The following is a 15105-nucleotide window of genomic DNA, read 5'->3' on the forward strand; positions in this document are numbered from 1 at the left end:
GCGGCCGGAGTTTTGCGTTTGGCTAGCTACCCTGCCGCTGCCGGCGAAACCAGGTCCAGGTCTCGCGTGTCGTTTGGATGTAGCCGCGCCCGCGATAGACGATCTCGCCGTCGACGATCTCGTTCAGCTTCGGCAGGGCGTGAAAGGGAATCGAGGGGTAGGCGTGATGCTCGACATGGTAGGGCATGTTCCACGCGAACCATTTGACGATGGCACCGGTATAGGTGGTGCGGGTGTTTTGGAAGGCGCTGCGGGTGCGGTCGCAACCGGTGTGCTCGGCATAGAGATAGGGCCGCAGGAAGAACTGCCCGATCACGAGCGGCACGATCCAGACCCAGAGCAGCAGCGCTGAGGAAAACCACAGCGAGAGCGCGAGCAACGAAGCGTAGAGCGCGACATAGGCGCGCGCCTCGGCGACGATGGTGGCGCGCTTGTTTTCGGGAATCCAGGGCACGACGACCTTGCCGGTGACGGCATGGCGGAGCATCAGTCGCAAACGCCCGGCGACCTGGAGCAGGCCGCTATAGGCGATCGCGAGTTGCGCGTCCGAGGCCGGCTTCACGCCGACGATCAGCTCGGGATCCTTGTCCGGATCCTGCGTGTAGCGGTGATGATCCCAGTGGAATAGGCAGTAGTATTCGTAAGGCAATCCGATGGTGAAGGCCGAGAGATAACCGACGACGAGATTGAGGCCGCGGCTCCTGAACGCGGTCTTGTGCGCGGTCTCGTGCACCGCCATGAACAGGAAGGCGACGACATAGCCCTGCACCGCCATCAGCGGCAGCGCCCAGAGCACGCCATGGCTGGAGGACACCTTCCAGATCGCCGCGCCGACCAGTGCGATCACGGCGTAATGACCGAGGCTCTGCGCCGCGCCCCTGAGATTGGAGCGCACCGACAACTCACGCAGCATCGCCGGGCTTAGCGGCTTCAGGCGATGGCCGGGCTCTGAAACGGTCGCGTCGGTCATGATCGGATGCCTGTGCTACTTGGCGAGGAGCGCTGCGATCTCGGCCTTGATGAAGGCTTGGTCGCGCGGGTTGCTGACGGGATTGCCGGCGCGATGGCCGTGGAGCGACGGGATCGGATGCAGCACGGCTGACTTTGCATTGACCAGCCGGCCGAGCTCGTCCTCGTTGTCGCGGACGTCGAAATAGCGATCGGTCGCGCCCGGCATCAGCAGCATGTGCGCCCTGATCGCGGCGAGCGCGCGATCGAGATCGCCGCCGAAGGACCCGCAGCGGCTGATGTCGCCGCGCTGCCAGATGCCGATCTGCGCCAGCAGATCGTTGGCATCGCGCCGCGCGAAGATCGTATCCCAGGCGCGGACGAGATAATCCTCCAGTGACGTAAATCCAGCCTCGCGCCAGAGCTCGTCGCGATAGAAGCCGTGCGACATCGCCCAGCCGGCATAGACGCGCCCCATCGCGCGATAGCCGGCGACGGGCCTTTCGACGAAGCGGCCGTCGCGGAAAGCGGGATCGCCTGATAGCGCCGCCTTCACGCTTTCCAGGAAGACGTGATTGTAGGGCGCGCAACGCGCGCTGCCGCAGACGACGGCGGCTCGCTCGACCATGTCGGGGTGCAGCGCGGCCCAGTGATAGGCCTGCATGCCGCCCATCGACCAGCCATAAACGAGCGCGAGCTTTGTGATACCGAAACGCTCGGTGAGGAGGCGATGCTGAACGGCGATCGCGTCATGATAGGTGAGCTCCGGGAACGGCGCGGCGGAATTCGACGGCGAGGACGACAGGCCGTTGCCGAACAGGTTCGGGATGATCACGAAATAGCGCGAGGGGTCGAGCACGCCGTCGGGCCCGATGAACCACTCGGTGTCGACATGCTGCGCGCTGAACGAGGTCGGATAGAGGATGACGTTGTCCCTGGCCGGACTCAGCGTACCGTAGGTCTTGTAGGCGAGCTTCAGCTTCGGGAAGACGACGCCGGACTGGAGCACGACGTTGCCGGCCTCGAAGATTTCGTAGTTGCGCTCAGTCATTATGCGTCCCACCCTCGCTCACGCGGCCCCCACAACGCGCCGCGGCAACGGCGATGCATCGATCGTGCCGGTCGCAGACGCGACATTGCGCCCGCTAAATAAGTGTACGATTAGTACATTTATTATCGACCGGCAAGATAAATCGATAAGAGCGCTCTCAGGCGATGGCTGCGATATATCGCGCCACAGATGCCGCGAATGCGGCCTTGGCGCCGCTGGCGATGTTGCGTCCCCACCAGGCGCCATAGATGCGATCGAAGGCGAGCGGCTCGACGGCATCGGCGATCCGCCGCACCGCGGCCGCGTTGAGCGGCATGTAGTTCGGATAGGAATACATGAAGCTGACGAAGCGGCGGTCCATCGTCACCTGTGCGATGTCGCCGGTGAGCAGAGCGCCGCCGCCATCTGCGCCGCGTGCCCAGTGCAGCATGGTGGCGCCGGCGAAATGGCCGCCGGTCCGCAGCAGCAGCACATCGTCGGAGATGCGGTGCTGATCGCCGGTCCAGTGCACGATTGACGAATGCGCCCGCGTCACCCATTGGCGATCATCGGCATGCAGGTAGACCGGCACACCGCCGAACGCATCGCTCCAGTCGGCCAGCGCACCATAATAATGCGGGTGCGAGATCGCGATCGCTTTCAGTCCGCCGAGCGAGCGCACATGAGCGATCGTCTCCGACGTCGCCAACGGCACGCAGTCCCACATCACGCATCCGTCGCTGAGCGGCACCAGCAGTGCGCGCTGACCGATGGCGAAGCTCGGCTCGAGCCCGAGACCGGTGAGGCCCGAGATCGTCGCGCCAAACCACGCGGTGACGTTCCGCCAGCGCCTCGCGCGTCAGGAAGGTCTGTCCCTTCCAATTCACGAATTGCCGTTCGTCCTCGCAGATCTGACAGGATGCGGGCGGGCGTCCGCTGTCCGAAAATTGCGCGCCGCAGGTTTCGCAGGTCCAGAGGGGCATGGTCAGGGTCCAAAAGAAGCCGGAACGGCGTGACGCGACATCGTCCCGCAGAGCGCAAGTGGCGAGGAACCAACGTTGTCAGCGCAGGTTACGTTCTGGTCCATGCCGGCGCAATCGGCCGGTCGTCACGATCAGCTTTGCACGAGACCTACTCGACCGGCAGGAACATTTCAGCGTCTCGATGACATCGCGCTCCTCACCAACCCGCATCTGGCCGCTGTTTGCAGTCAATTTCTTCATGGCCGACATGCAGTCCGGCATCGGGCCCTTCGTCGGCGTGTTCCTGCAGGAGCGCGGCTGGGCGAGCGGGCTGATCGGCACCGCCATGACGATCGGCAACATCGCCGGCATGCTGATCACGACGCCGATCGGCGGCCTCATCGATGCGAGCCGCAACAAGCGCATGTGGGTCGTCATCCCCGGCATCTGCGTGGTCGCGGCATCCGCGATCATCCTCATCTCGCAAAACTTCTGGGCCGTCACTTTCTCCCAAATCGCCCAATCGCTCGCGAGCGCCGCCATCGTGCCGGCGGTCACCGGAATCACGCTCGGCATTGCCAGGCAGAAAGGCTTCAACGCGCTGAACGGTCGCAATCAGGCCTTCAACCACGCCGGCAACATGGTCGGCGCCGCGCTGTCCGGCTATCTCGGCTACAAATACGGCTACGTCTCCGTGTTCCTCCTCGCTGCAGCCTTCGGCGCCATTGCGATCGCCTGCGTGATGATGATCCCGGCGAAATCGATCGACGATCGCGCCGCGCGCGGCAGCCGGGAGGACGACAGCAAGGCTCCGCCGGACGGCATGTCCGTCCTCCTCAAGCACAAGCCGCTTCTGGTGCTGGCGCTGGCGCTGGCCCTGTTCCATCTCGGCAATGCGGCGATCGTGCCGCTCTACGGGCTTGCTGCCGTGGCCGAGGGCCAGGCCAACGGCCCGAGCTTCGTCGCAACCACTGTCGTGATCGCGCAAGGCGTGATGATCGTGACCTCGCTCATCGCGATGCAGGTCGCAGGCAAGCGCAACTACTGGCCGGTGATCCTGGTCTCCTTCATGTTCCTACCCGTCCGCGGTGTGCTCGCCTTCTTCGTCACGGGATGGTGGGGCGTCGTGCCGATGCAGGTGCTCGACGGCATCGGCACCGGGCTGCAAACGGTCGCCGTCCCCGGCATGATCGCGCGTTCGCTCAACGGCACCGGGCGCATCAATCTCGGCCAGGGTGCCGTGATCACGGTGCAGGGCGTCGGCGCGAGCCTCAGTCCCGCGCTCGGCGGCTGGATCGCGCAATGGATCGGCTACGGCCCGACCTTCCTGCTGCTCGGCGGCTTTGGCCTTGCGTCGATCGCGCTGTGGCTGGCCTTCGGAGCAGCGGTGAAGAAGTATTGAGACCAATCGTCGCGGGAAATCCCGGCACAAGTTAACGCGTCAATCCGGGCAACCGGCAGGCTGCGGCACCTGGTCACGGTCTCAACGCGCCGTCGCGAGTGGCTTATCACGCAATCCAGCGCTTTTCCCGTTGCGGCGCCCTGGCCCGACGGCGAGGATACCGGCTGCAGCAATCGCCAGCGAACGACTCCCACTCGGCCGATGATCCAGCCTCAACTCTCATTCGATGGCGACCCCAACGGTCCGGCCTATGAAAGATGGCGCGAGCAGTTTTGCCGTCAGGTGGCGAACGTCGATTTCGTGCCTGTCGGCGAAGGGCGCGTTCACCGGACCATTGCGCCGGCGATTCTTCCCCGCATCAGGCTCTCGGCGTCGTTCGGCACGCCGATGTCTTTCGTGTCATTGGGGACGAACGACGAATTGATCATCACGATGTCGCCCAATTCGGCTTTAAGCGGGGCCATGGGCAAGCGCCCGCTGGAGATCGCCGCCGGCGACATCACGATCGGCGACCCTTCGATCAAGGGCGCCCACATTACTCAGACAGGGCATGGTAATTTCCAGACCGCGCTGCTGCCGCGCAAGGCCCTGCTGCGCGCCTGCCCGAATGCCGAGGACTTGATTGCGCGGTCGATCTCCGGCGCCAATCCGATCACGTCGATGTTCCTGCGATATTACGACCTCGCGCATGCGCATGCGGACAAGCTCGCACCCGCGGAGCTCGATGCGGTCTCGCAGCACCTGTTCGACCTCTCCGTGCTGATGATCGGGGCGCGCGGCGATGTCGCCGACGAGGCGCGCCTACGCGGCCTTGCGGCAGCGCGTTTCGAAGCCATCAAGGCCGACATTCTGGCGCAGCTGGACAGCGCCGCACTGTCGCTGTCCGACCTTGCGGCCACGCACCGCATCAGCCCGCGCACGATCCAGCTGCTGTTCGAGAAGGCCGGCATCACCTATAGCGGCTTCTTGCTCGAGCAACGTCTGCTACGCGCCGAGCGGCTGCTTCGGAACCCGGGCCTGCGCTCCCGCAAGATCATCGAGATCGCACACCTCGCGGGATTTCACGACGTCTCCTACTTCCATCGCGCGTTTCGCCGCCGTTTCGGAGCGACACCCGACGATATCAGGAAGCTGGCCGGCGAGGCCGAATAGGCGGACTCCGCCGGAACGGCGCCTGCTATGTCCCGAAGCTCTTCTGGACCGCCTTGTCGAGCGTCTCGCCGCCGACGAAGCGCTGGCGCAGCTCGCGCTTGAGCAGCTTGCCGCTCGGGTTCTTCGGCAGGGCATCCACGAAGATCACGCGCTTGGGCACCTTGAAATGCGCCATATGGCCGGCGCAGTGCTTGATGACGGTTTCTTCGTCGAGCTTTTCCCCGGTCTTGACCACGACGATGGCCGTGACCGCCTCGATCCAGCGCGGATCGGGCAGGCCGACCACGGCGACTTCGGAGACGGCGGGGATGCGGTACACCATCTCCTCGACCTCGCGGCTCGCGACATTCTCGCCGCCGGTCTTGATCATGTCCTTGACGCGATCGACCACGGTGATGTGGCCCTCGTCATCGACGGTGGCGAGATCGCCGGAGTGAAACCAGCCGCCGGAAAACGCCGCCGCGGTCTTCACGGGATCGTTGTAATAGCCGGAGAGCAGATGCGGCGAGCGATGCACGATCTCGCCGACTTCGCCGACCTTGACGTCTTCCATCGCCGTGTTGACGACGCGCGTCTCGACATTGAGCACCGGCTTGCCGGCCGAGCCCGCCTTGCGCAGCTGGTCCTCGGGCCGCAGCACGGTCGCCAGCGGCGCGATCTCGGTCTGGCCGTAGAAATTCCAGAATTTTACTGCGGGCAGGCGGCGCTGGAGCTCGAGCAGGACTTCCACCGGCATGATCGAGGCGCCGTAATAACCCTTCTGCAGCGTCGACAGGTCGGTCTTGTCGAAGTTCGGCGAGCGCAGCATCGCGATCCAGATCGTCGGCGGCGCGAAAAAGGACGTGATCTTGTGCGCCTGGATCAGCGCCAGGATGTTGTCGGCGGTCGGCTTGCCCGTGATCACGCCGGAGGCGCCGAGATAGATTTGCGGCCCGAGGAACACGTCAAGCTGCGCACAGTGATAGAGCGGCAGCGCATGCAGGAACTTGTCCTCGACACTCATGCCGCCATCGATGACGCAGCTGACATACTGCCACATCACGGCTTCATGGGTCAGCATCGCGCCCTTGGGCAGTGACTCCGTACCGCTGGTGTAGACGATCTGCGCGAGATCGCGGCTGTCTACCGACGCCTCCAGGAACGAGCCGTCGGGATGAAGAAGATCGTCGAAGGTGGTGAGGCCGGCCGGAGCCGTCGCGGCATCTTCGCCCGGCAGCCAGATCATCTTCTCGACCGCGCAATCCTTGGCGCTTGCGGCCTTCGCCGGCTCGACGAAGTCAGGACCGGTCGCGAGCAGCTTGGCACCAGAGCTCTTCAGGATGAAATTGATCTCGTCCGGATTGAGCATGAAGTTAGTCGGCACCAGCACCGCGCCGATCCGCGCCAGTGCGAAACGCAACGCCGCGAAGGCATGCGAGTTGCGCGAGAGCACAGCGAGACGGTCGCCCTTCCTGACGCCGAGGCCGAGCAGGCCGCGGCCGAGCCGGTTGCAGATCGCATCCATCTCGGCAAAGGTCCAGCTGACATTGCCGCAGCTCACCGCGAGCTTGTTCGGGTCGCGGCCTGCGGAGCGGCGCAGGAGATCGCCGATGGAATGCTCGCGCGCTTTCGAGATGGTGGCTGCGGTATCGCCGGTCATGTGTTCCTCCGTGTGATGTCTTTGTTGGTTGGATTTCTTGTCTGAAATCTTGCGTCTTGTCTTTCTTGCGCATGATCTTGCCGGAAAACCGCTTCACACTTTTCCGGATCATGCGCGTTATCTTCGCCGGGCCGCCTGCGCGTGCTCCATGTACATGTGCTCGACCGACCGATCGAGCGAGGCGATCTTCTCGAAACCGCGCCGCCAGTCCTGCAAGTGCCGGCGTGTCCACAGCACCCCGGCTTCGCGGTCACGCCGGCGGATCGCATCGATCAGGTGGCGATGCGCCGCGACGAGACGCGGGCCGCCTTCGGCGACGCCTGTCACGATCATCTCGGTGGTCGGATAGAACAGCTGAGCCGCCGGCTCGCGCGCAAGCTGGAGCACGCGATTTTGCGAAGCCTTGGCGACCAGCACGTGGAATTCGGCATCGCATTCGGCAAGCATCGCGGGATTACCAACGACCGCCTCGCTGCGCGCGAGATTGTCGGCGAGCTCGGCGAGGTTCTCCTCGCTCGCGCGCTCGACCGCGCCCTCGATGCTGGCGACCTCCAGCGTCATCGAGGCCTCGTAGAGCTCGCGGAATGTGACCTCGTGCAGCACCAAAGCGCGGCTGAGGCGGCTCGCGAGCTTGCTATAGCGCGGCAGGCAGGCGTGCAGGCGGCGCGATGAATCGCGGCGGATCAGCCCGCCCTCCTCCAGCACGCGGATGCCTTCGCGAATGGTCGAACGGTTGACGCCGAACTGGCGGACCAGGTCGTGCTCGGTGCCGATGGGATCACCCGGCTTGATGCGACCATTGACGATCTCGCGTTCGATCGCGTCGGCCACCTTCTGATAGGCCGGCGCGACATCGATCGGGCGGAACAGCGGCGCGACGGGCACGATAGCTCCTAATGGCGTTTGTCGGACAAACTATAGGACCGGTCCGAGAGTGCGTCAAACTGCATCATTAATGCCGCAGATGCAGCAAATTGACTCCTAAGGAACCCCACTCTAACTTTGTCGGACAAAGGGGCAAAATAGCCCCGAATAAGAGGAAATGTATCCGTGAGACCTATCGCAGCCCTCGTGTCTGCGGCCGGCTTGTTGTCGGCTGCCATGATCATCCCCGCATCGGCCCAGCAGACCCCGCTCAAGATCGGCGTGCTCTCCGACTTCTCCTCGGTCTATTCCGACATCGGCGGCATGGGGAACGTCGAGGCCACCAAGATGGCGATCGAGGATTTCGGCGGGCAGATGTTCGGCAAGCCGATCGACATGGTCTCGGCCGACGTGCTCAACAAGCCCGACATCGCCTCCACCATCGCCCGCAAATGGTGGGAGACCGAAGGCGTCGACATGATCATCGACCTGCCGACCTCGGCCACCGCGCTCGCGGTGATGGAGCTGTCGAAGCAGTACGAGAAGATCATGATCGTGACGGACGCGGCGAGCTCCGACATCACCGGCAAATCCTGCTCGCCCTATACCGCGCACTGGACCTACGACACCTATGCCAACGCCCACACCGTCGGCAGCGCCATCGTCAAGAACGGCGGCGACACCTGGTTCTTCCTCACCGCCGATTACGTGTTCGGCCATTCGGTCGAGCGCGACACCGGCGACGTCGTGAAGACCGCCGGCGGCAAGGTGGCCGGCAGCGTCAAGCATCCGCTCAACACGGCGGACTTCTCATCCTTCCTGCTGCAGGCCCAGGCCTCCAAGGCCAAGATCATCGGGCTCGCCAATGGCGGCGGCGACACCATAAACGCCATCAAACAGGCCGGCGAGTTCGGCATCGTCGCCGGCGGCCAGAACCTGGCCGCGATCGTGATGTTCATCTCCGACGTGCACAGCCTGGGGCTGAAGCTCGCGCAGGGGCTGATCATCACCGAGGCCTACTACTGGGACCTCAACGACAAGACCCGCGCCTTCGGCAAGCGCTTCCTGGAGCGCGTCAAGCGCATGCCGACGATGAACCAGGCCGCGACCTACAGCGCGACGCTGCATTACCTCAAGGCCGTGCAGGCCGCCGGCACCAAGGACACCAAGACGGTGATGGCCAAGATGCGCGAGCTGCCGGTGAAGGATGCCTTCACCGACAACGGCACGCTGCGCGAGGACGGCCGCATGGTGCACAGCATGTATCTGTTCCAGGTGAAGAAGCCCGAGGAATCGAAGGGGCCGTGGGATTACTACAAATTGCTCGCCGAGGTCCCTGCCGATCAGGCGTTCCGGCCACTGAAGGATGGTGGCTGCCCGCTGGTGAAGTGAGCCAAGCAGGCACGCGAGCAATCCTCATCGCGTGCCTGATCTCCCGGATCGATCTCAGAGCTTGTGCCCCTTCTGGCGCAGCGCCTCGATGAGGCGCTGCTTCAATTCGTCGGCGGCCTTCTGGCTGACGTCCTGGCTGATCTGCGCGCTCGCCTGTGCCAGCGCATCCGACTTCTCCAGGAACTTCCGGCCCGCGGGCTCGGCGTAGAAGGTGTCGATCTGGCGCAGCTCATCCACCGTGAAAGTTTGGGCATAGAGCGCCGCGATCTGGTCGGTCATGGACGCAACGAACGGGGCATAGATCTCGGAGCCGGGTGCCGTCACCGCATCGTAATCGCGCTCGATCTCCGGCCTGTCCTGCGCGACCACGGGCCGTAGCTTGAGCAGGAGCTGCGGCAGCAATGCGCGATACTGGTCGGCGATCTTCAAGGTGACGACGAGCTTGCGTGCCGCGCTCATTGCCTCCGGCGACGGCGCCTGCGCAGCGGTGTCGCAGACGAGAAACAGGAGAGTGCCGGCGATCGTCAATAAACGTCTGGACATTGAGCTCTCCGTTGGACCTCTCCGTGAAAAGCAGGCGGCGCGATGCTTCAGCGGCTCGCAGGGGCGACGGTGGCGGTTGCGGCGCTCTCGGCCACGATCTCCGGCTCCTCGACCTCCGTCACCTTCACGAACAGGTTCGGCACGCGCTCGGCCCGGCTGAGCAGCCATGCGGCGCCGACCATGATGACGATACCGGCGATGGAGACGGCGAGCTGCTCCCAGATTCCCTTGCTGTACTGCGTCAGGATCCAGTGCGCGGAGAACGACAGGAACACGCCGAGGCAGAAGATCGGCAGCGAGTGCTGGCCGCAGACGATCACGGGGCGCAGCCAGATGGAATGCAGCGCCCGCCATTTGCGCGAGATGAAATGGGTGACCCAGATCGCGAGCGCCAGGAAGTGCGTGAAGCGCAGCATGTCGAGGTCGGTCTTGTCGATCGGATAGATCGCCTTGATCATCCATTTCGGGATCAGGGCTTCGAGCGCGGGAACGTGCCAGGTCATCACGATCAGCAGCGCGAATACCAGCCACGCCGCGGCGAGCGCCATCGCCGCCCTCGACCAGACCCATTTCGCGATCTTCTCGACCTGGCCGATGCCGCACCAGGCCGCGAACACGAACATCAGCTGCCAGCAGAACGGGTTGAAGTACCAGTGGCTGCCGGGCGGATAGGACGCCACGTTCCAGTCGAACCAGCGCGACAGCACGTAGAGCACGACGGAGCCGGCGAGCGTCAGGTTCGGCCGGCGCACCAGGCACCACACGATGAAGGGCGAGGCGAACACCAGGGTGATGTAGAGCGGCAGCACGTCGAGATTGACCGGCTTGTATTTCAGGACGATCGCCTGCCCGATCAACTCGTCCGGATGCGACAGGAAGTTGAACACGTTGAACTCGTGCTCGTACATCGGATTGTCGAAGCGGCGCGCGGTGCGCGCGATCTGCGCCGTGAACAGCAGGAACAGCATGATGTGGGCAACATACATCTCGAGCGCGCGCCGCCACAGCCGCTTCAGCGCGGCGAGAAACCACCCCCCCGCGACGATCGGCCCGTAGATCCAGCCGACCAGGTAGCCGGAGATGAAGACGAAGAACTCGGCGGCGTCGCTGAAGCCGTAGTTGCGCAAGGTCAGCCAGGCCACGACGTCGTGCGGGATGTGGTCGAGGAAGATCATCCACAGCCCGATGCCGCGGAAGAGATCGAGCCGCAGGTCGCGCTCGATCGGCGCAAGGAGTGCTGACTGGTCCCGTGTAATCATGGCCCCCGCCTCTTCCGGTGGGCGTCGCGCCATGGCGGCGCCGGCAAAATGGAATGCTAAAAAATGCGAATCAAAAGGTCACCTGACCCAGTGGCCAGCTGCCTGCCGACGGTAGCCGACCTCTGTGTCTGCGCAAGGGACTTTGTTCGTCGTGGCGGCGCCAGCTATCGCTGGGCCGCGCCGAAGCGGCGGCCAGCTCAAAAAAAGTGCGAAAACAACCCCATGCACAGTAGACGCTTGCCGCTAAGGCATTGTTTCATTTACGAAAGCCAGATGCGCCGTCGGGCAGGAGATGGCAGCCTCATGCGGTAACAAAATACAGCGCCGCTTCTCATTGCGATACGGCTGGACATTGCTTCCCGTCGCCAGCGCGACAGCCGGGGCCAAACGTAATCTTGCCGGCATCAGCGATCGTCGGCGGCGGAGGCGGCACGATCTCGATCGGCGCGAGATCGCGCGGCCCAAGCGGAGCGGCGGGATCGGGCGATGTGGCGCCGCAGACCGGGCTGCCGCCGGCCCCGAGAGAGCAGCCGCCCACATCCCGCGAAATGATCAAGAGACGGCCGTCGACATAGCTGATGTCATAGTTCACGGACGTCAGGCCCGAGGCGGTGATGCCGTAGCCTCCGGGATTGCGCGCTCCCTGCGCCGAGCCGCCATAGGCGAGCGTGCCGGACAGTGCGGCGGGCCCCTCCCCGTTGACGAAACCGGAATAGGCCACGCTGCCTCCCGAGAACGGCACACCGTCATACATCCTGGAGACGTCGGCCGCCGTGACGGTGAGGGCCGCCTTGTTGACGGTCAACCCGCCGTCGACAAAGGTGATGGTGTAATTGGCCGAGGAGAGGCCAGACGCGGTCAGGCTGTAGCGGCCCGCATTCACCGCGCCCTGTGCCGTACCGCCGTAGAGAAGCGCACCCGACAGCGCGGACGCGGTCTCGCCGTTCATGAAGCCGGAATAGGTGACGTTGCCGCCGGAGAAGGCGAGACCGTCATAGGTCTTGGAGGCATTGGCGGTGACGGTGAGCGGCGCCTTGTTGACGGTAAGGCCGACCGCAGTCGATCCGATATAGACCGGGCCGCCCGAACCGGTCGCGCGGAGAATATCGGGGCCGCTGAGATTGTAGCTGCCCGCGCCCAGCGAGGCCGTCACTGCGCTGCCCCAGCCGAGCGTGACGCGATTGGCGTTCACGCCGGTCGCGGTCAATCCACTGAGCGATGCCAGCGTGCCATAGGTGGTGCTGGCCGAGCCCGACACATTCACATACGCATCATAGACCGTGCCGCCGAACGCGCGCAGCACCGGCATGCCGTTGTTGGCGCCGCTGACGGACTTGCCCCAGATCCCGGCGAAGTCAAAACCGTTGTTGATGAAGGTGAAGGGATCGCGCATCTGGGCCGTGGTGAGGACGGCGCCCCCGCAGATGTGGCCAACGTAGTTGTAGCCGCAGACGGAACTCTGCCCCGTCGTCTCGCTGTTCGCATAGCTTTGGGAAACCGAGCTTCCGTCGCCGTTGACTCCCACGACCCCGCCGACATTGGTGGTGCCAGAAACCGCGCCCGTGGCGTAACTGCGGCTCACTGTGCTGATGAACCAGTTCATCCCCAGCAGCCCGCCGACCTCGTGAACTCCTGAAACCGCCCCCGTGGCGTAGGAGTTCGTTATTGAGCTGGTGTCGTAGTTCATCCCCACCAGCCCGCCAACGCTATGGTCCCCGGACACGTTACCGGTTGCGTAAGACTGGCTCACGTTGCCACCGGTGAAGGTAGCTCCCAGCAATCCGCCGACTTCGCTGCTGCTGGACACGTTGCCGGTGGCGTAAGAGCGGATCACATTGCCGTACGAGACGTATCCCAGCAGTCCACCGACAAATGCGCCGGTCGCCGTGACATTTCCGGTGGCGTACGTGTCGCTGACGTTAAGGAGGGTGCCCCCGCCGACCAGCCCACCCGTGTTGCTGACGCCCGTCACCGCACCTGTGGCGTAGGAGTTGCTCACCGTGGCCGGGACGTAATCCATCGGCGCCACCTTCCAGCCTGACGCAATTCCCACCAGCCCACCGGCAAGTTCGTAGATCGCGGACACATTGCCAGTGGCATGTGAGTTGGATACGGAGCCGGCGATCATGCGACCTGCCAACCCGCCGACGGCGTTGTAGCCCGCAATCGTGCCGGTGGCATACGAATTGACGATCGTGGTGAGGTAGGAGTCCCCGAGCAGCCCACCGACGAGAGCGCCGCCGCCGGTCACATTGCCGGTGTTGTAGACGTTGCTGATGGTGTTGTGATCCAAGCCGCCGTTGCCGTAGTAACCACCCTGCCCCACCAGCCCGCCGACGGAATTGTTGCCCGTCACGCTGCCGCCTTCCAGCCCGACGTTGCGGATGGTGGCGCCCGTGGCAGCGCCGAACAAGCCAACATTGTCGGTGGCCGGCCGATAGATCGTCAGATTTCCGATGACATGGCCGAGCCCGTCGAAAATTCCGGAAAAAGAGCTGGAACCGCCATTGCCACCGATCGGCGTGAAGCCCGCGCCGCCATTCCAGCCGGCCGTGGCGCTCGCATCGATGTTCGTGCCCAGCACATAGTTGCCGGTGAGATTCGTATTGATGTTCTGCAAGGCGTTGAGATCTGTGATCACCGTGTAGGTGATCGGCGCGGCGCTGCCATTCTGGGTCCGGAACAGGCTGCCGGCGGCGAGATTGACCGGCGCGTTGACGCTGTAGGTGCCCGTCGTGGTGGTCTGCGCATATTGCAGCACGAGCCCGTCGAGGCCGGTCGTACCGGTCGAGGTCAGTGGCGCGTTGATGCTGATGGCGTTGTCGGCACGCAAGGTGAGGATGTGCGATGCCCAGCTGATCGGCGCGTTGACCGCGATGTTGCCCGCATCCGTGCCGCTGCCGGAGGTCGTCACCGTCACGTCGCCGCTCGCAAGCGCGGTTTGCAAGGCCTGCGCATAACTGGCGTCGATGGTGATGTTGACGGGGTCGATCAGCCAGTGCCCGCCCAGCGGGTCGACCTTCAGGTTTGCGGCGAGATTGACCTTGGCGGCGGAGGTCTCGACCGATCGGGCGCGCAGCGTGCCGCCGGCATTGACCTCGCCGTGCCTGGCGTCGCCGAGCAGCAGGATGCGGCCGTTGCGGCTGCCGATGCTCGCGGCCTGCACCATGCCGGTGTTGTTGACCACGCCCTTCATGGCATCGCTTGCGCCCTTGGCGGTGAGGATGGCGACACCGCCATCGGCGCGGATCAGTCCCTTGTTTTCGACGAGGGTTTTGACCGTGGAGGCCTTGACCTCGACCGAGAGCAGACCGTCGCCATTGAAATCGAGCAGAACGTCCGTGCCGGCGGCGAGCGCCGTGCTGCCGGTGATGGTGCCTGAATTGCTGATACTCGGCGAGATCAACGCCACCACCTTGCCGGAGATGCTGCCCTCGTTGCTGATTGCACCGCTGCTGCCGGTGAAATTGTAACGGCCGGCCAGGAAATCCGCGTTGCTGATGCCGAGCGTGGATGCGACGAAGCCGCCAGTCTGCACGCTGCCGGTCTTGCCGACGGCGATGCCGTTCGGATTGATCAGGAACACCTGCCCGTTGGCGCTGAGGCTGCCGAGGATCCTGGAGGGGTCCTGTCCGACGACGCGATTGAGCGCGACCGAGGATGCGCCGGGCTGATTGAAGGTCACGGAATTGCCGGCGCCGATCGAAAAGCTCTGCCAGTTCGCGATCATCCGGTCACTCGACTGGTTGACGGTCATCGCATTGCCGGACTGGCTGATCGTGGCCTGTCCCGAAACGACTTGTCCGCCGGTCGGCAGGGTCTGCGCCAGCGCCGGCGGCGTCAGCATCGTGGTCGCGGACAGGGCGATTGCGAACCGCTTCTTCGGCAGGATCGATGTCATGGCGTGCCCTCTC

11 protein-coding genes and 1 pseudogene are annotated in these 15105 nt (G+C 64.3%); 3 read left to right on the forward strand and 9 right to left on the reverse strand.

Going from position 1 to position 15105, the window contains the following annotated elements; genetic code table 11:
- Window positions 1-22: 22 nt before the first annotated feature.
- The 3 genes and pseudogenes from ACVJ19_RS08435 to ACVJ19_RS08445 all read right to left on the reverse strand — a co-directional run bounded on the left by ACVJ19_RS08435 (window position 23) and on the right by ACVJ19_RS08445 (window position 2961).
- Complete coding sequence (locus ACVJ19_RS08435) at window positions 23-970, reverse strand: fatty acid desaturase (protein ID WP_453949376.1); 948 nt, start codon at window positions 968-970, stop codon at window positions 23-25.
- A 15-nt stretch (window positions 971-985) separates the two neighbouring features.
- On the reverse strand, window positions 986-1999 hold the full coding sequence (locus ACVJ19_RS08440) for an alpha/beta fold hydrolase (protein ID WP_453949375.1): 1014 nt from the start codon (window positions 1997-1999) through the stop codon (window positions 986-988).
- A 157-nt stretch (window positions 2000-2156) separates the two neighbouring features.
- Window positions 2157-2961, reverse strand: a pseudogene (locus tag ACVJ19_RS08445) (MBL fold metallo-hydrolase).
- Between the two features lie 181 nt (window positions 2962-3142).
- On the opposite strand from ACVJ19_RS08445, the gene ACVJ19_RS08450 reads away from it, so the two are divergent.
- Window positions 3143-4342, forward strand: coding sequence for an MFS transporter (locus tag ACVJ19_RS08450; protein WP_453949373.1), 1200 nt, complete (start codon window positions 3143-3145; stop codon window positions 4340-4342).
- A gap of 323 nt (window positions 4343-4665) precedes the next feature.
- Here ACVJ19_RS08450 and ACVJ19_RS08455 read toward each other — a convergent pair whose 3' ends face one another.
- Window positions 4666-4806 (reverse strand): hypothetical protein, encoded by a 141-nt coding sequence (locus ACVJ19_RS08455; RefSeq protein WP_453949372.1) that lies wholly within the window; start codon window positions 4804-4806, stop codon window positions 4666-4668.
- Between ACVJ19_RS08455 and ACVJ19_RS08460 the strand changes: the two genes are divergently transcribed.
- Window positions 4805-5494: a helix-turn-helix transcriptional regulator gene (locus ACVJ19_RS08460; RefSeq protein WP_453949371.1), complete on the forward strand. Its 690-nt coding sequence runs from the start codon at window positions 4805-4807 to the stop codon at window positions 5492-5494. The genes ACVJ19_RS08455 and ACVJ19_RS08460 overlap by 2 nt on opposite strands.
- Before the next feature lie 25 nt (window positions 5495-5519).
- Here the strand turns inward: ACVJ19_RS08460 and ACVJ19_RS08465 are convergent, their stop codons facing one another.
- Window positions 5520-7133 (reverse strand): acyl-CoA synthetase, encoded by a 1614-nt coding sequence (locus ACVJ19_RS08465; RefSeq protein ID WP_453949370.1) that lies wholly within the window; start codon window positions 7131-7133, stop codon window positions 5520-5522.
- Between the two features lie 117 nt (window positions 7134-7250).
- On the reverse strand, window positions 7251-8018 hold the full coding sequence (locus ACVJ19_RS08470) for a FadR/GntR family transcriptional regulator (protein WP_453949369.1): 768 nt from the start codon (window positions 8016-8018) through the stop codon (window positions 7251-7253).
- A 216-nt stretch (window positions 8019-8234) separates the two neighbouring features.
- Between ACVJ19_RS08470 and ACVJ19_RS08475 the strand changes: the two genes are divergently transcribed.
- The gene (locus ACVJ19_RS08475; RefSeq protein WP_453955121.1) at window positions 8235-9389 is read left to right on the forward strand and encodes an ABC transporter substrate-binding protein; all 1155 of its coding nucleotides are present in this window, start codon (window positions 8235-8237) and stop codon (window positions 9387-9389) included.
- A gap of 54 nt (window positions 9390-9443) precedes the next feature.
- Here the strand turns inward: ACVJ19_RS08475 and ACVJ19_RS08480 are convergent, their stop codons facing one another.
- The 3 genes from ACVJ19_RS08480 to ACVJ19_RS08490 form a co-directional block, all read right to left on the reverse strand.
- Window positions 9444-9932 (reverse strand): DUF2059 domain-containing protein, encoded by a 489-nt coding sequence (locus ACVJ19_RS08480; protein WP_453949368.1) that lies wholly within the window; start codon window positions 9930-9932, stop codon window positions 9444-9446.
- Between the two features lie 47 nt (window positions 9933-9979).
- Complete coding sequence (locus tag ACVJ19_RS08485) at window positions 9980-11191, reverse strand: OpgC domain-containing protein (RefSeq protein WP_453949367.1); 1212 nt, start codon at window positions 11189-11191, stop codon at window positions 9980-9982.
- Between the two features lie 331 nt (window positions 11192-11522).
- On the reverse strand, window positions 11523-15092 hold the full coding sequence (locus ACVJ19_RS08490; RefSeq protein WP_453949366.1) for a two-partner secretion domain-containing protein: 3570 nt from the start codon (window positions 15090-15092) through the stop codon (window positions 11523-11525).
- Between the last annotated feature and the right edge of the window lie 13 nt (window positions 15093-15105).

The organism is Bradyrhizobium sp. USDA 376 (assembly GCF_054063675.1).